Genomic DNA, 18,721 nt, shown 5'->3' with positions numbered 1-18,721 from the left:
GTCGCCTGGAGCGCAGGGTGTCAGGCGGCGGCGTAGCTCGTGAACACCTCGGTGCGACCGTCCTTGCGGATCAGGAAGACGTAATAGGCTTCACGCTCGGCCTCGGGACCCATGCCGGGCGAGCCGTAGGGCATGCCGGGGACAGCAAGGCCGACGGCATCCGGGCGTTCGGAAAGCAGTCTTCGGATGTCGGCAGCCGGCACGTGTCCTTCGATCATGTAGCCCTCGATCTCACCGGTATGGCACGACGTCATGTTTTGCGGGATGCCGTTCTCGAGCTTGTGCTGCATCAGCAGCGTGCCGAGACTGCGCTCGGTCGTGACGGAGAAGCCATCTTCGCGCAGGATCTCGATCCAGGAAGTGCAGCATCCGCAATTCGGGTCCTTCAGGACGTGGATCGCGGGGCCGCCCTGGGCTGCCCCCGCGAGCGGAGCGGAGGCGGCGAAGCCTGCGGTGACTGCCATCATGGCGCGGCGGGTCATGGTCATCGGTGTATCCTTTCAGCTGGTCGCGGATGCGCTCTCTGACGTTGCATCAGATGTATGTCTTGAGGTGGGTTCTGCCACGGATCCCGCGCCGGACGGCCGAAAGAGCAGCAGCCGGAGCGCGTTCATCGTGACCAGCACCGTGGCGCCGGTATCCGCGAGGATGGCGATCCAGAGGCCGGTGATCCCGAGCACGGTGGTCACGAGGAAGACCGCCTTGAGCCCGAGCGCGATGGCGATGTTCTGGCGGATGTTCGACATGGTGGCCCGGGCGAGGCGGATCTTGGCCGCCACATCGGTCACGCGGTTGCGCAGGATCGCGGCGTCGGCCGTCTCGAGCGCCACGTCGGTGCCCGAGCCCATGGCGACGCCCACATGCGCGGCAGCGAGCGCCGGCGCGTCGTTGATCCCGTCGCCGATCATCATCACGCGGGCGTCCGTCGTCAGATCGCGGATCGCCTTCACCTTGTCTTCGGGCATGAGTTCGGAGCGATGCGCGATCCCGAGCCCCTCAGCGATGGCCAGCGCCGTGCGTGGATTGTCGCCGGTCAACATGATCGAAGAGATGCCAAGGTCGCGCAGCTGCGCGACCGCATCCGCCGCATCGGCGCGCGGCTCGTCCCTGAGCGCGATGAGGCCCCGAGGCACGTCATCGCAGAGCACGATCACAACCGTCTTGCCCTCGGCTTCCAGCGCCGACACGCGGGTCCGCAGGTCGTCCGTGAGCGCGCCGCGCTCGTTTGCCAGCCGCGGAGAGCCGACGCTGACGATCGCGCCGTCGATGGAGGCCTCAGCCCCCTTGCCGGGAAGCGCGCGGCCGCCGGTCGCCGCCGCCGCGTCCACGCCCCGCCTTTCGGCCTCGGCGCAGATCGCCTGTCCGAGAGGGTGGCTCGCGCCGCTCTCGACCCCGGCGGCGAGCGCCATGAGGTCGTCCACGCTTCCGCTCAGCACCGAAACGTCCGTCACGCGCGGCTTGCCATGCGTGAGTGTCCCGGTCTTGTCGAAGGCGACATGGGTGGTGCGGGCCGCGGCCTCGATCACCGCGCCACCCTTCATCAGCAGGCCGTTGCGGGCCCCGGTCGAAAGCGCCGAGGCGATCGAGGCGGGCACCGAGATCACCAGCGCACAGGGGCACCCGATCAGCAGGAGCGCCAGCGCGCGGTAGACCCATTCGCCCCAGGGCTGCCCGAAGAACAGTGGCGGCATGACCGCCACCAGCAGCGCGGCCCCGACCACGGCGGGCATGTAGACCCGGCTGAACCGGTCGATGAAGCGCTCGGTGGGCGCGCGGGCGCTCTCGGCCTCCTCCACGAGGCGGATGATGCGGGCGATGGTGTTGTCCTCGGCCGCCTTGGCGACCCGCACGCGCAGAAGCGCCTCGGCGTTGATCGACCCGGCGAAGACCTCGGCGCCCGGCTCCTTGAGGCTCGGGACGCTCTCGCCGGTCACCGGGCTTTCGTCGACGCCCGAGGTGCCGTCGATCACCTCCCCGTCGCAGGGCACGCGGTCGCCGGGCCGGACCTGCACGACCTGGCCCACCTGGAGCCTGTCGGCCGAGACCTCGCGTGTCCTGCTGCCCACCTCCAGCCGCGCCGTCTTCGGCACGAGTTTCGAAAGCGCCCGGATGCTGTCGCGTGCCTTGCCCGCCGAGACGCCTTCCAGCAGCTCGCCCAGGGCGAAGAGGAAGACGACCAGCGCGGCTTCCTCCGCCTCGCCGATCACCAGAGCGCCGCCGGCGGCGATCGTCATCAGCATCTCGATGGTGAAGGGCATCCGGGCACGCGCCATGGCGAACGCACGCCGCGCCACGGGGACGAGGCCGATCAGCGTGGCGAGGACAAAAGCCCAATGGGCGATCTCGGCGGGGAAAAAGAGCCGCGACGCCCAGGCCACCCCCAGCAGCGCGCCGGTGCCGAGCACCAGCCGGCCCTTGGCGGTTCCATACCACGAGGGAGCGGTGGCCTCCTCGGACGGTGGCGTTGCTGCCTCGGTGCCACTCTCGGCCTCCGAAGGCTCGGCCGCTCCGGGAAACGCCCCGTCCGGCAGCACGAAGCCCCCCGTGGGCTTCTCCGGCCGCGCCCCCCAGGGCGCAATGCCGAAGCCGACCCCGCGCACGGCCTTCTCGACGCCCTCGGGCGAGGTCTGCGCTTCGTCCAGTGTCAGCCGCAGTCGTTCGGCCATCAGCGCAACCTCCACCTCCGCGACACCCGGAAGACGTTCGACCGCGCCGCGCACCTTGGCCGCGCAGGATCCGCAATCCATCCCCGTCACGCGCCATTCGCGTTGTCCTGCGCTTCGGTCGGCCATGATCTTTCTCCGTCGTGAGTCCCGCTCGGATGGCGATATACGATCTACAGCGACTGTAGGTTCAAGGGTCTCAACTCATTGTCCGCGCGGACGCATGAACCTGCATTGAGTGTAGATACCGGAAGGAAGACGGACCGTCATTCTTTCCGCCCCTCGGGCCGGGTGACGCGAAGCCCGATACTCCTGCCGGCTCAGGCGCGTCACGCATCTGCACAAAGGTCTACCCCGTCCGTCCGCAGCAAGTGCATCAGCAATGCGACCGATGCTACGGTGACACTGCAGTCACGTCCTATTACGCCAAGTAAGGGGCAACACCGAGTGCACCAGATTTCACGGCGGGCGGACACGAAACGGCGATGGCACGGCCCGGCGTGGTCAGGGCCGATCCCGGGCCGGGTCCCCGCGCCGTGACCCCCGCGGGCTCACCGTTTCGCCTGCCACATATCCGCCATGCGCACCATGCCGCCTTGCAACGGCGGCGGGAGTCTCTAGGTGAACTGAACCAAACAGTTCAGAGGACCGATATGTCGCCCAGTGACCCGACCCCCGCCCCCGGCACCGAAGCCCTGTTCCGCCCGTTCCGGGTCGGCGCGCTCGAGATGAAGAACCGGATCGTCATGGCGCCGATGACGCGCAACATGGCGCCCGAGGGCGTGCCCGGCGCGAAGAACGCGGAGTATTACCGCCGCAGGGTCGAGGGCGGCGTGGGTCTCATCCTCTCCGAAGGGACCGTGGTCGACCGCCCCGCCTCGCGCAACCTGCCCCATGTGCCGTTCTTCCATGGGGACGACGCGCTCGGCGGCTGGAAGCAGGTGATCGACTCCGTCCACGAGGCGGGCGGCCGGATGGGTCCGCAGATCTGGCACACCGGCTCCACCCGCGGCTCCGCCGGCTGGGAGCCCGAGGCGCCGGTCGAGAGCCCCTCGGGCATCGTCGCGCCCGAGGATCCGCGCGGGGCCACCATGTCCGAGGAGGACATCGCCGACCTGATCGACGCCTTCGCCAAGGCGGGGGCCGAGGCCGAACGGCTGGGCTTCGACATGGCCGAAATCCACGGCGCGCACGGCTATCTTCTGGACCAGTTCCTGTGGGACGGCACCAACCTCCGCACCGACCGCTGGGGCGGGCCGAGCCTGCCCGAACGTTCCCGCGTGCTGGTCGAGCTGGTGAAGGCGATGCGCGCGGCCGTCAGCGCCGATTTCCCGATCTTCCTGCGCCTGTCGCAGTGGAAACAGCAGGATTACAAGGTCAAGCTCGCGCACAGCCCGGACGAGATGGCGGACTGGCTCCAGCCCCTGTCCGAGGCGGGCGTCGACGTCTTCCACTGCTCGCAGCGCCGCTTCTGGGAGCCGGAATTCCCCGAGCTGGACGGCGAGGACGGCCTGAACTTCGCGGGCTGGGCCAAGAAGATCACCGGCAAGCCGACGGTCAGCGTGGGCTCGGTCGGGCTGGACGGGGACTTCTTCCGCGCCTTCCGCGGCGACAGCGCGCCCGCGGCCGGGATCGAGAAGCTGACCGCCCGGATGGAGCGCGACGAATTCGACCTGATCGCCGTCGGCCGCATCCTGCTGAGCGACCCGGCCTGGCCCGAGAAGGTGCGCACCGGACAACCGGTGGACGGGTTCGACGCGAAGGCCCTGGCCGAACTGGTCTGAGCCGCGCCGCCTTCGGTGGACAGGGCACGCCCGCGCAGCGACATGCGCGGGCGGTCCGGCGTGCCGCCCCGATCCATCCGGCGCCCAAGGGGCGCGACCCGTACCGAAACCGGTCGCGAAACCGCGCCGTGTGATCATTTCCCGCGATCCTTCGGTAGCCTTCGCCCGCCAAACCCTTCTATATGCTCTGGCAGCCGGAGGGTGCTGAAGGCCGTGAGGCCAGGTGAAACGAAGGGGCCGAGGGGAAGGCAATGCAGACGTATCTCGACGCGCTCAGGACGGTCCGGGACCAGGGCACCCGGTCCACGGACCGGACGGGGACCGGAACGATCTCGTATTTCGGGATGCAGTGCCGCTACCCGCTGTCCGAGGGATTTCCGCTCGTCACCACCAAGAAGCTCCATCTCCGCTCCATCGTGCACGAGCTTCTGTGGTTCCTGTCGGGCGACACCAACATCCGCTACCTGAAGGAGAACGGCGTCTCGATCTGGGATGAATGGGCCGACGAGAACGGCGACCTGGGCCCGGTCTACGGGGCCCAGTGGCGGCGGTTCCCGGTCCTGCGCGAAGAGGACGGGCGCGTGGTGGCGGGCAGCGTCGACCAGATCGCCACCCTCGTCGAGGCCATCGCCCGGACGCCGGATTCACGGCGGCTGATCGTCTCGGCCTGGAACCCGGGCGAAGTGGACCAGATGGCCCTGCCGCCCTGCCACACGCTCTGGCAGGTCCGCCTGCTCGACGGGAAGCTGCATCTGCAGCTGTACCAGCGCTCGGCCGACATGTTCCTCGGCGTGCCGTTCAACATCGCCTCCTACGCGCTGCTGGCGCATATGCTGGCCCATGTGACAGGCCACGAGCCCGGCGATTTCATTCACACGATGGGCGACGCCCATATCTATCTCAACCACCTCGAGCAGGTCGAAACCCAGCTCTCGCGTGCGCCGCGGCCCGCGCCAAAGCTGCGCATCGCGCGGCAGGTCCCCTCGATCTTCGATTTCCGGTACGAGGATTTCGAATTCGAAGGCTACGATCCCGCGCCCGCGATCAAGGCGGCGGTGGCGGTATGATCACCCTGGTCGTGGCCCGCGCCCGGAACGGCGCGATCGGCAAGGGCAACCGGATCCCCTGGCACATCCCGGCGGATCTGAAGCTCTTCCAGCGCGAGACATCGGGCAGCGCGATCCTCATGGGGCGCAACACCTGGGAGAGCCTGCCGGTCAAGCCGCTGAAGAACCGGATGAACATCGTGGTCTCGCGCGACAGCGGCCTGGCCGAGCACGTCGTGCCCACGATTCCTCAGGGGATCGAGCTGGCCCGCACGGCAGGCCACATGCGGATCAGCGGCATCGGCGGCGAAGGGATCTACCGCGAGATGCTGGGCATCGCCGACCGGCTTCTGATCACCGAGGTCGATCTGGAGGTCGAGGATGCGGACGCCTTCTTCCCCGACTTCGACGAGAGCGCGTGGCGCAGCCTCGCGGAGATGCCGCTGGAGAGCGAGTCCGTCCGCTGCACCGTGCGAGAGCTGATCCGGCGGTAGCCGGGGTCCGGCCCGCAGCGCCCGGCGTGGCGGCAGGACGGCAAGCGAAGGCGTCACGCCTCCAGCTTGCCCACCTCCACCAGCGCCGAATGCGCCGAGCAGCCCTGCCCCAGCCGTGATGTCCCGACGTCCAGCGTCAGCACGTTCGGGTTCCCGTCCGGGTCGATGTTGCCGCCCGGGTCGCCGAACCAGGCGCCGGTCGGCATCGCGACCACGCCCCTGCGGATGTCGCCCGTCAGGGCCGCCCGCGCCCGGCAGGCGCCGCGGCTGTTGAAGACCTTCACGACCTCGCGGTCCGCGATCCCGCGCGCCGCCGCGTCCTCGGGGTGGATCGCCAGCGCCACGGGGCGGGCGCCCTCGATATCCGCCAGCGCACATTCGAGCTGGCTGTGCAGCTTGTCGCCCGGCTGCGGCGAGACGAGGTGGAGCGGATGCTCTCCGGCCGCGCCCAGCCATTCCTGCGGCGGCAGCCAGACCGGGTGGCCGGGGCAGTCGGCGTAGCCGAAGCCGTCGATCACCTCGGAGAAGATCTCGAGCTTGCCCGAGGGCGTCGGCAGCGGTGCGCCCTCCGGGTCCTCGCGGAAGGGGGCGAGCAGCGTGCGGTTCGGCGCCTCGGCGCGGATCGGCAGGCGCATCCAGTTCCGCTCCTGCAGGTCCTCGAAGGTCGGAACCTCGATCCCCTTGCCCGCCGCGTTCTCGCGGTACTGGGCATAGAGCAGCGGGATCCATTCGTCGCTCGTGCGACCTTCGGTGAAGGTCTCGGAAATGCCCATCCGCTCGGACAGGCCCGCGAAGATGTCGTAATCGTCGCGCGCCTCGCCCACGGGCGGGATCAGCGCCGGCATGTAGAAGAGGTAATCGTCGAGCGGCGAGCGCCCGATGTCCTGCCGCTCGTAGGGCGTGGTGGCCGGGAAGACGATGTCGGCGCGCTTGGCCGTGGCGGTCCACCAGGGTTCGTTGACGATGATCGTCTCGGGCCGCTGCCACGCCTCGTGCAGGCGGTTGAGGTCCTGGTGGTGGTGGAACGGGTTGCCGCCCGCCCAGTAGACCAGCCGGATATCGGGATAGGCCTCGCGCCGCCCGTTGAAATCGTAGGCCGCGCCCGGGTTCAGGAGCATGTCCGCGATCCGGGCCACCGGGATGAAGCGCCCGACCGGGTTCTCGCCCTGCGGCAGGGTCATGCCGTTCAGCCCGATGAGCGGTTTGCCGACCCCGCCGATGGCGCCGTAGCCATAGCCCACGCCCGCCCCCGGCAGGCCGATCTGGCCCAGCATCGATGCGAGGACCACCGACATCCAGTAGGGCTGTTCCCCGTGCTCGCCGCGCTGGAGCGACCAGGCGAGGGTAATCATCGTCCGCGTCCGCGCCATGTGGCGGGCAAGCTCGCGGATCGTCCCGGGATCGGCCTCGCAGAGCGGCGCGGCCCATTCGGGGGTTTTCGGCGTGCCGTCGCTCTCGCCCATCAGGTAGGGGCGGAACCGCTCGAACCCGGAGGTGTAGCGGTCGAGGAAGGCGTGGTCGGTCAGCCCCTCCTCCTCCAGCACGTAGGCCAGCGCCAGCATCAGCGCGGTGTCCGAGCCCGGGCGGATCGGCAGCCACTCGCAGCCCTCGGGCGCGTCGGTGCGCTGCGGGCCGATGTTGACCAGCCGCATCCCCTTGGCGCGGAACTTCTCGAACCAGCCGGCGGTCTCGTGTTCGGTCACGCCGCCCATGCTGACCTGCGAGTTCTTCGGGTTGATGCCCCCGAACATCACCAGCGTCTCGGCATTGTCGTGGATCGTCGGCCAGCCGTCCTGATGCTCGTAGAGGAACTGGATGAAATTGACCCCGAAGACATGCGGCATGATCGCCTGCGCGCAGCCGGTGGAATAGCTGCCGAACGAGGCGACATAGCCCCCCGCAGCGTTCAGGAAGCGGTGTGCCTGGCTCTGGGCGTGGTGGAAGCGCCCGGCCGAGGACCAGCCGTAGGAGCCGCCGAAGATCGCCTCGTTGCCGTGGGTCTTGCGGATGCGGTCGATCTCCTCGGCCGCGATGTCGAGCGCTTCGTCCCAGGGCAGTTCGACGAAGTCCTCCGAGCCCCGCCCCTCGCGGGTGCGGGTCTCGAGCCAGCCCTTGCGGATCGAGGGCCGGGCCACGCGGGAGCGGTGGTGGACGGCCGCCGGAACGATGGAGGGCACGTCATGCGGGTCCGGGTCCGCCGCGAAGGGACGCGTCGCGACGATGCGGTCCCCCTCCGTGTCGACCTCGAAGGCCCCCCAGTGGCTCGATGTGACCCGGGTCTGCCGTCCGCTGCCATCCGCCATGTCGCGACTCCTTCAAGGCTGTTCCGGGCCGGAGCCTATATCAGCCGCCGCGCGGGTGGAATGCCCCGACACAACGGCCCATGAGCCTGGGCAGAGCGGGGCAGGAACGGCTATTCGACCGGCTCGGCCGCGGGGAAGGTGATCCGGCAGACCAGCCCGGTATCGGCGAAGTCCCGCGTCAGCGTGCCGCCGAGTTGCCCCTCCACCACCAGCGGCAGCAGGGTCGAGCCGAAGCCCGTCCCGCGTTCGGGCGCCGAGGGGGCTTCGGAGAGATCGACGCGCTCGTGCCAGTCGATGCCCACCACGCCGCCCGGCAGCTTCTCCCAGGCCACGTCCAGCGTGCCGCCGAGCCCGGAGAGCGCGCCGTGCTTGGCAGCGTTCGTCACCAGTTCGTGCAGCACCATCGCCACGGACTGGGCCCGCTCCGAGCTGAGGATGACCGACGGTCCCGAGACCGCGATCCGCTCCCCTTCCGGTGCGCCGTAGGGTTCCAGTTCCTGGGTGATCAGATCTTCCAGCGTCACCTCGTGCCAGCGCTTGCGGGCCAGCAGGGTGTGGGTCCGGGACAGGGCGAGGATACGGTCCGAGACCTTGTCGCGCAGGCTTTCCGCATCGTCCGCCCGCGTCAGCCGCAGGATCGAGCGCACCACCGACAGGAGGTTCCGCGCCCGATGGTCGATCTCGCGCAGCATCACCTTCTCGCGCGACAGCGCGCGCTGCTGCTCGGCCCATGTCTGGCCGCGGTTGAGCGTGTCCTCGGCGGTCGCGACCTCCACGGCGGTCCAGCGGCGCGGCCGCGTCGAATGTATGGCGAGCACACTCTCGAGGCGGCCGTCGTGCATCCACGGGATCAGCAGGGCGGCCGAGGCCCCGCAGAGCAGCGCTTCGGCGCCGGTCTCCCCTGTGCCGCTGTCGAGCCGGACCACCCGGCCCTCGAGCAGCGCCGCGCCGGGGTCTCCCAGCTGGTCGACATCCACCTCACGGTCGAAGGCTCCGAAGACGCCGTCGGTCCACTGGTCGACGGCGGCGAAGGCACTGCCGCGCTCGCCCGTGCGGGACATGAGGGCCACACGCGCCGCACGCAGGAAGGTGCCGAGCTCGCGGATCGTCGTTGCGAGTGTCCGGGTCTCGTCCCCGGACTGCCGCAATCCGTCGCTCAGGGTCAGCAGGAACTCGGCCCGCCGCCGCTGCAGCACCCGCTCCGTCGTCTCGCTGCCCGAGTTGAAAATCCCGGCCACCGCCCCGTCCTCGCCCCGGATCGGGGTGAAGCTGTAGTTCCAGTAGGTCTCTTCCTCGAACCCGTAGCGCCGCATGGGCAGCATCTGATCCTCGACGAAGAGACCCTCGCCGGTGGCGAACACCTTGCGGAACTGCGGTTCGATGACATGCCAGATGTCGGCCCAGACCTCGCGCGCGGGCGCGCCGAGCGCGGCGGGATGGCGTGGGCCGGGGATCGAGGACCACGCGTCGTTGTAGAGCAGACGCAACTCGGGCCCCCAGTAGATCGCCGTCGGAAAGGCCGAGGTGAGGCAGATGCCGAGCGCGGCGCGCAGCGATTGCGGCCATATCTCGGGCGGCCCGAATGGATGGGTCGACCAGTTGAAGTCGCGGGTCCGCTCTGCCATCTCGCTCGAGCCGGCGAGAAAGCTCATGGGGTCGAAGGAAGAAACCTGACGGAACAGTTGGAACGTCTCTCTGTGGGCCGTCTGGAGACGGTCGGCCCCGCCGGTGCGGGCGGTTTCACCTTCTCAACATTCCGCCTTCACTGCAAGCATCGCCGTAGTGGAATACCTTAGGATGGCATCACTTTCCGCTCCGTTCGGGCCGGCCGACCAGGATCAGGGCAAAGTCGTCAGGGTCAGCCCGCCGATCCGCCACCGCGCGCCCGCGTGGTCCGGCCGGGGCAGGAAATCCGCGACGGTGGCGCGCGCTGCGCCCAGGCCAAGGGACCATGGCGCCGCGCGCCACGACCGCATCGCGACGCAGGCACAGAAGCCCGCGGGACACGGCGATGCCCCGGAGGAGGAAGCCCTGCGCCGCCGGCCGGATCGCGTCGCCGGTGCTCACAGGTCGAGGATCGCGTCGAAGCCGCCGAAGATCATGCGTCTGGGGTCCATGATCCGCGGCATCTCGTCGTCCATCCGCATCCGGGGATCGGCAAAGCTCTTTTCCATGCAGGCATCGTGGGCGGCCTTGTCGGGAAACTCCATCCACGAGAAGAGCACCGTCTCGTCCGCTTCGCGCCCGACCGCCATCGGGAAGGACGTCACCTCGCCCTCCGGCACCTCGTCGCCCCAGCATTCGACCACCCGGGTCGCGCCGTAGTCGCGGAAGACCCCGGCCACCTCCCGCGCGATCCGCAGGTAGGTCTCCTTCTCGGCCGTCTTCACGGCCAGCACATAGGCGCCGACGTACATGGGTCCCCTCCTCGCGCGCAAGTTCATCCCCAGCATAGCCGAATCCGCGGCACCGAGCACGGCGTATCACCCCGCGCCGCCGTGCCTCCCGGCCCGGCAGGCGTGCATCCTTGCTTGGCACAGGGCGGTTACGACGGCATAAACAACGCAGGGACAAATGCAGGAGAGGGCTCAGCATGGCTGGCAAATTCGAACTCTACACCGACAAGGCCGGCGAATACCGGTTCCGGCTCAAGGCCGGGAACGGAGAGATCATCCTGGCGAGCGAGGGCTACAAGCAGAAGGCCAGCGCGCTGAACGGGATCGATTCCGTCAAGAAGAACTCGGCCGTCGACGAGCGTTACGAGCGCAAGGACAGCGCGTCCGGCAAGCCGATGTTCAACCTGAAGGCCACGAACGGCCAGGTGATCGGCACCAGCGAGACCTACAGCTCGTCCAGCGCGCGCGACAACGGGATCGCCTCGGTCATGAAGAACGCGCCCGAGGCGACGGTCGAGGACATGACCACCGCCTGAGCGCGGTCCGAACCGGGGCCGCAGCAAGCGCGGCCCCGCCAGGACGGCCCGGGGCTCAGGCGAGGATCCGGACCGGCGTGCCCTTGTAGGCGGGCGTCTGCGAATTCTTCTCGTGGTAGCCGAGCGGCACCAGCGGGTTGAGTTCGGGGTAATAGCCCGCCACGCATTTCGGCGGCAGGTCGTAGGCCGTGACCTTCAGGCCCGGCACCCGGCGCTCTCCCCCGTCCTCGACGGCGCATTCCAGCGTGACCAGCTGGCCCTCGGCCAGCCCCAGCCGGGCCATCTCGTCCCGGTTCACCAGCACGATCATGCGGCTCCCCTCCAGCCCGCGCAGCCGGTCGGAAAACCCGTAGATGGTCGTGTTGAACTGGTCGTTCGAGCGCAGCGTCACCAGCGTCATCAGCTCCGCCGCCTCCGGCTCCTGCCCGAGCGCCGAGAGCGTCGTGGGCACCGTGAACCGGGCCTTGCCGCTGTCGGTCTTCCAGTCGAGGTCGCGCACCGGGTTGCCGCGGTAGAAGCCGCCCGGCTGGAAGAGCTTCGCGTTGAAATCTGCGAAATCGTCGGGGAAGGTCTCGGCGATCAGGTCTCGGATCAACCCGTAATCCCCGGTCCATTCCCGCCAGCGCAGCCGGTCGTTCGGCGGCAGCGTCGCCGCGGCGATGCCCGCGACGATGGCCACCTCGGAGCGGACCGCATCGCTCGGCGGCCTCGCGATCCCGACCGAGCCGTGAATATGGGAGAGCGAATCCTCGACCGACACCGACTGCCTGCCCGTCACCTGCACATCCTCGTCGGTGCGCCCGAGACACGGCAGGATATAGGCCACCCGCCCGGGCGCGAGGTGCGACCGGTTGAGCTTGGTCGCGATGCTCACCGACAGGTCGAGCCGGGGCCAGGCCGCCTCGATGCGCTCCCGGTCCGGCATGGCGCGCAGGAGGTTGCCGCCGAGCGAGATCATCGCCTTCACGCGTCCCTCCAGCAGGGCTTCGCAGGCATGAACGGCATTCATCCCCTCGGCCTCGGGCGCGTCGATCCCGAAAAGCGCCCTGAGCTTTTCCGCGGGCATGTGGGCGCTCTTTTCGCCCACGCCCACCGTCCGTTGGCCCTGCACGTTCGAATGGCCCCGGACGGGCGAGATGCCGCTTCCCTTCCGGCCGAGATTGCCGCGCATCATCAGAAGGTTGCAGTACATCCCGAGGTTCAGCCAGCCATGGACGTGCTGTGTCAGCCCCATGCCGTAGATGCCGATCACCCTGTCGGCGGAAAGATAGACCTCGGCGGCGTCCTCGATCATCGCCCGGGTCAGGCCCGACTGCGCCTCGATCTCGTCCCAGCCGAACGCCGCCACCGCGGCGATCATCTCGTCATAGCCGGTGGTCTGGTCGCGGATGAAATCGTGGTCGATCGTCCCGGGCCGCGCCTCTTCGGCGGCGAGGACGCATTTCATCATCCCCGCCATCACCGCGATGTCGCCACCGGGACGCACCTGGAAGTACTTCTCCGAGATCTCCGTCGGCTTGCCGAAGGTCATCTGCGACGCGCTCTGCGGATCGGCGAAGGAGATCAGCCCCCGCTCCCGCACCGGGTTGAAGGTGACGATCCGGCAGCCCCGGTCCACCGCGGCCTTCAGCGTGTGCAGGAAGCGCGGAGAATTCGACCCGGTGTTCTGGCCGAAGAAGAAGATCGCGTCGCAATGGTCGAAATCCTCGAGCGTGCAGGTTCCGACCGGGGTGCCGATGAAGGTCTTGAGGTTCACGCTCGTGGTTTCGTGGCACATGTTCGAGGATTGCGGCAGGTTCTGATGCCCCATGGCCCGGGCGAAGAGCGCGTAGAGATACGAGGCCTCCAGCCCCGCGTGGCCCGAGGCGTAGAAGACCGCCTCTTCCGGCGCGACCGCCCTGAGGCCCGCGCCGATCTCGGCGAAGGCCGCCTCCCAGCTGACGGGCAGGTAACGGTCGCTCTCCGCGTCGTAGAGCAGCGGCTCGGTCAGGCGGCCCGCCTTCTCGAGGTCGTGGTCGTGCCAGCCCCGCAGATCCGAAACGCTGTGATCCGCGAAGAAGGCCGCATCCGCGCGGTTGCCGTCCAGCTCCCAGAAGGTGGCCTTGGCGCCGCTCTCGCAGAATTCGAACTTGTGCGGCCCCTCCGGCTTGGTCCAGGCGCAGGCCGTACACATCACCCCGCCCGGCTTGTTGAGCTTCGAGAGCACCTCGAGCGCCTCGGCCTTGCGGCCCGGCTCTGCCATGAAGCGCGAGACGCCCTTGAGCGAGCCCCAGCCACCGGCCGGCCTGTCGTCGAAGGGCGTGTCGGCGTCCTGGCCGGCGGGGTCGTGATGCGGGGTGTCGGGCGTGCGGCTCATGGCGGGGTCCTCCGGCGGTGGCTGTTCAGCCAACGGCACCCGCGGGCGGGGGTTCCACGAAACCTGCCCCGGCGCCCCTTGGCCGAATGCGGTGCGCGGGGGCAGGATCGATGCGTCTGGACGCCGCTCATCCTTTTTTTTACCACACGACCGGATAACATAGGTAAATTCGCACTAGTCGGCGGGAACCTTTCCGGCCAAATAAGTGTTTCGACAAACTTCCGCAGATCCTGCGCGGACACGATGCCGGAAAGGGCGATTTTCAGGATATGGCGACAGAACGCCGGGGCGCTGCCGACCGGACACTCAGACAGGACCTGCGGACCGCGACGGCTCCTTCCCACGAGCGGCTTGACCACAGAATGATGGAACTCGACCTCGGCGATGCTGCCGACCGGGCGTGTTTCGACCTGATCCATCTGCGCGCCTACGACCGGATCGCGCGCGCCTGCGACCGCAGCGCGGCCGAGGCGACGCCCGTGCTCGCCCGCACGCTCGATGCGCTTTCCGCCTCCGGGCCTTCCGACCCCGATGCGCCCGGGGATGACCCCAGGCTCCATCCCGACGCCGTGGCCTACGTCACGCTGGGCTCCCAACTCGGCCTGACGGTGCTGCGCAAGCGGATTGCCCCCGATGCGCGCACCGGCCTGTTTTCACTCGAACCCGACCTCGCCGCGTGGAAGGCCTTCCTGCGCCGGATCGAGGTCACACCCCCCTCATCCGAAAGCGCAGCCCGCATTTGCCAGGATGCCCTGCGTGCTTTCGACATCTTCCTCTCCGAGGCGGACCGCCAGCTATCCGCGAGACGACAAGCCACAGTATGAACGATTCCTTCATTTCCACCGACACGCCGGTAGATCTCACCAATTGCGACCGTGAACCGATCCACATTCTCGGCAACGTGCAATCCTTCGGGGCGCTGATCGCCATCTCCGCCGACTGGATCGTGCAGCATGCCTCGGTCAACACCGGCGACGTTCTGGGCGTGGCGCATGACCAGATGATCGGCCTGCCGCTCGTCCGCTTCCTTCCGGCGAGCTCGGTCGAAGCGCTGCGCGAGAGGCTCGGCGGCTCCTCGCACGAGAACGCCGTCATGCGGCTCTTCGGCTTCGACCTCTTCGGCGACGGGCGGCTCTTCGACATTTCCGCCCACCAGTCCGGGCTGAGCTTCGTCTTCGAGTTCGAGCGCAAGACGCGCGGCAGGGATCATGACGAGCTGGCCATCGTCACGCCGATGATGCGCAAGGTCGCCGCGGAGACCGACCTGACCGGTGTCAGCCAGGTCGCGGCGCAGCAGCTGCGCGACCTCACCGGGTTCGACCGGGTCATGGTCTACCAGTTCGGCCCCCAGGGAGACGGCACCGTGATCGCCGAGGCCAAGGCGGCTTCGGACAGCGAAAGCTACCTGGGCCTGCACTTCCCGGCCTCCGACATCCCCCGGCAGGCGCGCGAGCTCTACAAGCGGAGCCTTCTGCGCCTGATCTCGGATGTCGACGGCGAGGTCTGCCCGATCGAGCCGCAGTTCAGCCCCGAGGGCACGCCGCTCGACCTGTCGCTGGCGGTCACGCGGGCGGTGTCGCCGATCCACCTCGAATACCTGCGGAACATGAAGGTCCGGGCCTCGATGTCGGTCTCGATCGTCATCAACGGAGAGCTCTGGGGCCTCTTCGCCTGCCACCACCGCGAACCGCTCTACGTCGATTACGAACGCCGCACCGCGATCGAGCTGCTGGCCCAGTTCTACGCCTACGAGCTGGAACGGCAGGAGGCACGAGGCGTGTCGGAGACCGCGGGCCGCGCGCAGCGGCTGCACGACCGGCTGATGATGAGCCTCAGCTCGGGCGAGGACCTCGTGCGCGGCTTCCCCGGCATCGCGCGCGAGATCGCCAAGGTGATCCCGCATGACGGCATCGCGCTCTTCTCGGACGGGAAGTACGTCACGCTCGGCAACGCGCCCTCCGAGAGCGATTTCCACACCATCGCGCGGTTCCTGAACACCGCCGCCGCCTCGCGCGTCTATGCGACCGACCACCTGATCTCGCGGCTGCCCTCGATGGCGCATGCGGTCGATTGCTGCGCCGGTATCCTCGCGATCCCGGTCTCGCGCTCGCCGCGCGATTACATCGTGCTGTTCCGGACCGAAGTGGTCCGGCAGGTGAACTGGGCCGGCAACCCGCACAAGCCCGTGGAGGTCGGCGGCTTCGGCGTCCGCCTCACCCCGCGCAAGAGCTTCGAGATCTGGAAGGAAGAGGTCGGCGCCCGTTCCGAACAATGGTCGCAGACCGCGCTGCGCGCGGCCGAGGCGATCCGCGTCACGCTGCTCGAGGTGGTGCTGAAGCTGTCGGACGAGGTCAATGCCGAGCGCAAGCGCGCCCATGACCAGCAGGAACTGCTGATCGCCGAGCTCAACCACCGGGTCCGCAACGTTCTGGGCCTGATCCGCTCGCTGGTGTCCCAGTCGCGCAAGTCCGCCACGACGATCGAGGATTTCTCCTCCGCGATCGACGGGCGGATCCACGCGCTCGCGCAGGCGCATGACCAGCTCACCCAGACCGAATGGAAACCGGTGGCCTTCCGCGACCTGCTGCAGGTCGAGCTTCAGGCCTATCTCGCCGGGGAAGACGAGCGGGTGATGGTCGAGGGCCCGACCATCCTGCTCGCGCCCGAGGCGTTCTCGACCATGGCGCTGGTGTTCCACGAACTGGTCACCAACTCGGTCAAGTACGGCGCCCTCTCGACCCACGCGGGCCGCGTCGCGGTGAAGATCGAAGAGGATCGCGACGGATTCTTCCGCATCCGCTGGTCGGAATCCGGCGGCCCCGCCGTCCGTCCGCCCGAGCGGCGCGGCTTCGGGACGACGATCATCGAGAAATCCATCCCCTTCGAGCTGAAGGGCCATGCCGAGATGACCTTCGAACTGACCGGCATGCGCGCGGAATTCCTTCTGCCCGAACGCTTCGTGAAGGTGCAGACGGAGCCCGCGCCCGTGGCCCCGAGCCCGAGCCAGACGCCCGAGCCGGTGAACCTCTCGAAGCTCTCGGGCGTCGCTATGGTCGTCGAGGACAACATGATCATCGCGATGGATGCGGCGGACATCCTCGGCGATCTCGGGGTGAAGACCGTGCACACCGCCTCCACCGTGGCCGAGGCGCTGCGGATCGCGGAATCGAACAAGCTGGTCCTCGCTGTGCTGGACGTGCACCTCGGAACCGAGACCAGCCTTCCGGTCGCGCAGGTGCTGGAGGCGCAGAAGGTGCCCTTCATCCTCGCCAGCGGTTACGGCGGACAGGGCGACTCGCTCGCGCATTTCCCCGCGGCCCCGGTCATTCCCAAGCCCTTCACGGTCGAAACCCTCTCGGCGGCGATCCTGCGGGCGACGGCGGGCGAGTGAGGCGCCGTCCCTAGCTGCGCCTGTCCGGCGGCACGTGCCGGCGCAGGTCTTCCACCGTGCGCGCCGCCCGCCTGCCGCTTTCCTCGAGATGGTCGGCAAGCGCGCGGGCGCGGTCGGGATTGACGCCCCGCCGCAGGATGTTCGCGGCACTGCTGGCTGCCGTCGCCAGGTTCGAGATGGTGTGTAGCGTTTCCCGAAGCACCTCCGCCGGGTCCGCGTCCATGGGCGCGCCTTCGGCCTGATCGGGTCTTTCCGACGGCGACAGGATCGCCACGACGCTTGCCGCGCCGGTCTCTCCGCTGTCGGAGGGAAACAGCTCGACCTCCCATCCCGCCACGGCCGCGGCGCCGGCGATGCGCCCGGCAAAGCTGACGGTCTCGCCGGACAGGGCAGCGGCGAGCGCCGCCTCGGCCCGCAGGCGGGACGCCGGTTCCCAGAGCGCCGCCCAGTCCCGGCCGCAGACGCCGTCGGCGTCGCGGCCCAGCAGGTCCAGACCGTGGCGGCTGACGGCCACGATCGTGCCGGACCGGTCGAGCAGCTGCACGCAGACGTTCGTCCGCCGCGAGAGGTATCCCGCGAGGCTGGCGATGGCAGAGGTCTTGAGGGACGGGTCGGCGAGGATCATGAACGGGACAGGCTGGGGTATGCGCCGGATGTGTATCCCCTTCCGGCGACCGGCGTTAATGACTTTCTGATTTTGGTTAATAATAGTTAATCGCAGCGCAAAGGCTGCCGGGACGGGGCATCGCCCCGTCCCGCCGGCGGGATCAGAAGTCCCAGTCGTCGTCTTCGGTCGCGACGGCCTTGCCGATCACGTAGGAGGAGCCCGAGCCCGAGAAGAAATCGTGGTTCTCGCTGTCGGGCGACAGCGCGGCCATGATCGCCGGGTTCACGCGGCAGGCCTCGTCCGGGAAGAGCGCCTCGAACCCGAGGTTCTGAAGCGCCTTGTTGGCGTTGTAATGCAGGAAGTGCTTCACGTCCTCGGTCAGCCCCAGGGGATCGTAGAGCTGCTGCGTATAGCGCGCCTCGATGTCGTAGAGGTCGAACAGCAGCGCGAAGGCGAAATCCTTGAGCTCGGCACGCTCGGCCTCGGACAGGCGCTCGGCGGCGCGCTGGAACTTGTAGCCGATGTAATAGCCGTGGATCGCCTCGTCCCGGATGATCAGGCGGATCAGGTCGGCGGTGTTGGTCAGGCGCGCGCGCGAGGACCAGTGCATCGGCAGGTAGAAGCCCGAGTAGAACAGGAAGCTCTCGAGGAAGACGCTGGCGATCTTCTTGCGCAGCGGGTTCGAGGTCGCGTCGTATTCGTCGAGGATCAGCCGCGACTTGGCCTGCAGGTGGCTGTTCTCGGCCGACCAGCGGAAGGCCTCGTCGACCTCGGCGGTCTGGCAGAGCGTCGAGAAGACCGAGGAATAGGACCGCGCATGCACCGCCTCCATGAAGGCGATGTTGGTCAGCACAGCCTCCTCGTGCGGGGTCTGGGCGTCGGGCATCAGCGAGGGCGCGCCGACGGTGTTCTGGATCGTGTCGAGCAGGGTCAGCCCGGTGAACACCCGGATGGTCAGCTGGCGCTCGTCCTCGGTCAGCTGCGACCAGCTCTGGATGTCGTTCGACAGCGGCACCTTCTCGGGCAGCCAGAAGTTCACCGTCAGGCGGTTCCAGATCTCGAGGTCCTTGTCGTCCTGGAGCCGGTTCCAGTTGATGGCGCGCGGGACGGGGCGGGTCTGGGTCAGGTCTTTCATCGGAACGCTC

Annotated in this window: 14 protein-coding genes; 6 read left to right on the top strand and 8 right to left on the bottom strand. The window is 68.5% G+C overall.

Annotated features, from left to right (window positions below; translation table 11 throughout):
• Positions 1-20: 20 nt before the first annotated feature.
• Both Q344_RS0119695 and Q344_RS24520 read right to left on the bottom strand, forming a co-directional pair.
• Positions 21-488 (bottom strand): DUF411 domain-containing protein, encoded by a 468-nt coding sequence (locus Q344_RS0119695; protein WP_188781530.1) that lies wholly within the window; start codon positions 486-488, stop codon positions 21-23.
• A 12-nt stretch (positions 489-500) separates the two neighbouring features.
• A complete protein-coding gene (locus Q344_RS24520) occupies positions 501-2,792 on the bottom strand; it encodes a heavy metal translocating P-type ATPase (protein WP_051630889.1) in 2,292 nt (763 codons plus the stop codon).
• Positions 2,793-3,316: 524 nt separating this feature from the next.
• Between Q344_RS24520 and Q344_RS0119685 the strand changes: the two genes are divergently transcribed.
• The 3 genes from Q344_RS0119685 (at position 3,317) to Q344_RS0119675 (ending at position 5,987) form a co-directional block, all read left to right on the top strand.
• Positions 3,317-4,447, top strand: a complete 1,131-nt coding sequence (locus Q344_RS0119685) for an NADH:flavin oxidoreductase (RefSeq protein WP_036540089.1) — start codon at positions 3,317-3,319, stop codon at positions 4,445-4,447.
• A 251-nt stretch (positions 4,448-4,698) separates the two neighbouring features.
• Positions 4,699-5,514 (top strand): thymidylate synthase, encoded by an 816-nt coding sequence (locus Q344_RS0119680; protein WP_028288289.1) that lies wholly within the window; start codon positions 4,699-4,701, stop codon positions 5,512-5,514.
• Complete coding sequence (locus Q344_RS0119675) at positions 5,511-5,987, top strand: dihydrofolate reductase (protein ID WP_028288288.1); 477 nt, start codon at positions 5,511-5,513, stop codon at positions 5,985-5,987. Before Q344_RS0119680 ends, Q344_RS0119675 begins: the two co-directional genes overlap by 4 nt.
• A gap of 53 nt (positions 5,988-6,040) precedes the next feature.
• Here Q344_RS0119675 and Q344_RS0119670 read toward each other — a convergent pair whose 3' ends face one another.
• From Q344_RS0119670 to Q344_RS0119660, 3 genes are all read right to left on the bottom strand, one after another.
• Positions 6,041-8,290, bottom strand: a complete 2,250-nt coding sequence (locus Q344_RS0119670) for a molybdopterin-dependent oxidoreductase (RefSeq protein WP_028288287.1) — start codon at positions 8,288-8,290, stop codon at positions 6,041-6,043.
• Between the two features lie 110 nt (positions 8,291-8,400).
• Complete coding sequence (locus tag Q344_RS24515) at positions 8,401-9,942, bottom strand: sensor histidine kinase (RefSeq protein ID WP_156954764.1); 1,542 nt, start codon at positions 9,940-9,942, stop codon at positions 8,401-8,403.
• Positions 9,943-10,353: 411 nt separating this feature from the next.
• Positions 10,354-10,707, bottom strand: a complete 354-nt coding sequence (locus Q344_RS0119660) for a DUF1428 domain-containing protein (protein WP_036540085.1) — start codon at positions 10,705-10,707, stop codon at positions 10,354-10,356.
• Between the two features lie 176 nt (positions 10,708-10,883).
• Between Q344_RS0119660 and Q344_RS0119655 the strand changes: the two genes are divergently transcribed.
• On the top strand, positions 10,884-11,222 hold the full coding sequence (locus Q344_RS0119655; protein ID WP_028288285.1) for a YegP family protein: 339 nt from the start codon (positions 10,884-10,886) through the stop codon (positions 11,220-11,222).
• A gap of 55 nt (positions 11,223-11,277) precedes the next feature.
• Here the strand turns inward: Q344_RS0119655 and Q344_RS0119650 are convergent, their stop codons facing one another.
• Positions 11,278-13,578: an FdhF/YdeP family oxidoreductase gene (locus Q344_RS0119650; protein ID WP_028288284.1), complete on the bottom strand. Its 2,301-nt coding sequence runs from the start codon at positions 13,576-13,578 to the stop codon at positions 11,278-11,280.
• Between the two features lie 362 nt (positions 13,579-13,940).
• Between Q344_RS0119650 and Q344_RS0119645 the strand changes: the two genes are divergently transcribed.
• On the top strand, positions 13,941-14,402 hold the full coding sequence (locus Q344_RS0119645) for a heme oxygenase-like domain-containing protein (RefSeq protein ID WP_156954763.1): 462 nt from the start codon (positions 13,941-13,943) through the stop codon (positions 14,400-14,402).
• Positions 14,399-16,969, top strand: coding sequence for an HWE histidine kinase domain-containing protein (locus Q344_RS0119640; protein WP_028288282.1), 2,571 nt, complete (start codon positions 14,399-14,401; stop codon positions 16,967-16,969). The genes Q344_RS0119645 and Q344_RS0119640 overlap by 4 nt, the downstream gene beginning before the upstream one ends.
• Positions 16,970-16,979: 10 nt before the next feature.
• On the opposite strand, the gene Q344_RS0119635 is transcribed toward Q344_RS0119640, so the two are convergent.
• Positions 16,980-17,594: a PAS domain-containing protein gene (locus Q344_RS0119635; RefSeq protein WP_028288281.1), complete on the bottom strand. Its 615-nt coding sequence runs from the start codon at positions 17,592-17,594 to the stop codon at positions 16,980-16,982.
• Between the two features lie 142 nt (positions 17,595-17,736).
• Complete coding sequence (gene nrdF, locus Q344_RS0119630; protein WP_028288280.1) at positions 17,737-18,711, bottom strand: class 1b ribonucleoside-diphosphate reductase subunit beta; 975 nt, start codon at positions 18,709-18,711, stop codon at positions 17,737-17,739.
• Between the last annotated feature and the right edge of the window lie 10 nt (positions 18,712-18,721).

This window comes from Pseudooceanicola nanhaiensis DSM 18065 (assembly GCF_000688295.1).
Classification (GTDB): Bacteria; Pseudomonadota; Alphaproteobacteria; order Rhodobacterales; family Rhodobacteraceae; genus Pseudooceanicola; species Pseudooceanicola nanhaiensis.
The sequence above is the reverse complement of the archived record's forward strand: the minus strand, read 5'-3'. Positions and strand labels throughout refer to the sequence as shown.

Coding starts and splice junctions, on each gene's coding strand:
- Q344_RS0119680 (WP_028288289.1), top strand. CDS start 4,699: ATGCAGACGTATCTCGACGCGCTCAGGACGGTCCGGGACCAGGGCACC.
- Q344_RS24520 (WP_051630889.1), bottom strand. CDS start 2,792: ATGGCCGACCGAAGCGCAGGACAACGCGAATGGCGCGTGACGGGGATG.
- Q344_RS0119685 (WP_036540089.1), top strand. CDS start 3,317: ATGTCGCCCAGTGACCCGACCCCCGCCCCCGGCACCGAAGCCCTGTTC.
- Q344_RS0119660 (WP_036540085.1), bottom strand. CDS start 10,707: ATGTACGTCGGCGCCTATGTGCTGGCCGTGAAGACGGCCGAGAAGGAG.
- Q344_RS0119650 (WP_028288284.1), bottom strand. CDS start 13,578: ATGAGCCGCACGCCCGACACCCCGCATCACGACCCCGCCGGCCAGGAC.
- Q344_RS0119675 (WP_028288288.1), top strand. CDS start 5,511: ATGATCACCCTGGTCGTGGCCCGCGCCCGGAACGGCGCGATCGGCAAG.
- Q344_RS24515 (WP_156954764.1), bottom strand. CDS start 9,942: ATGAGCTTTCTCGCCGGCTCGAGCGAGATGGCAGAGCGGACCCGCGAC.
- Q344_RS0119670 (WP_028288287.1), bottom strand. CDS start 8,290: ATGGCGGATGGCAGCGGACGGCAGACCCGGGTCACATCGAGCCACTGG.
- Q344_RS0119655 (WP_028288285.1), top strand. CDS start 10,884: ATGGCTGGCAAATTCGAACTCTACACCGACAAGGCCGGCGAATACCGG.
- nrdF (WP_028288280.1), bottom strand. CDS start 18,711: ATGAAAGACCTGACCCAGACCCGCCCCGTCCCGCGCGCCATCAACTGG.
- Q344_RS0119635 (WP_028288281.1), bottom strand. CDS start 17,594: ATGATCCTCGCCGACCCGTCCCTCAAGACCTCTGCCATCGCCAGCCTC.
- Q344_RS0119640 (WP_028288282.1), top strand. CDS start 14,399: ATGAACGATTCCTTCATTTCCACCGACACGCCGGTAGATCTCACCAAT.
- Q344_RS0119645 (WP_156954763.1), top strand. CDS start 13,941: ATGATGGAACTCGACCTCGGCGATGCTGCCGACCGGGCGTGTTTCGAC.
- Q344_RS0119695 (WP_188781530.1), bottom strand. CDS start 488: ATGACCATGACCCGCCGCGCCATGATGGCAGTCACCGCAGGCTTCGCC.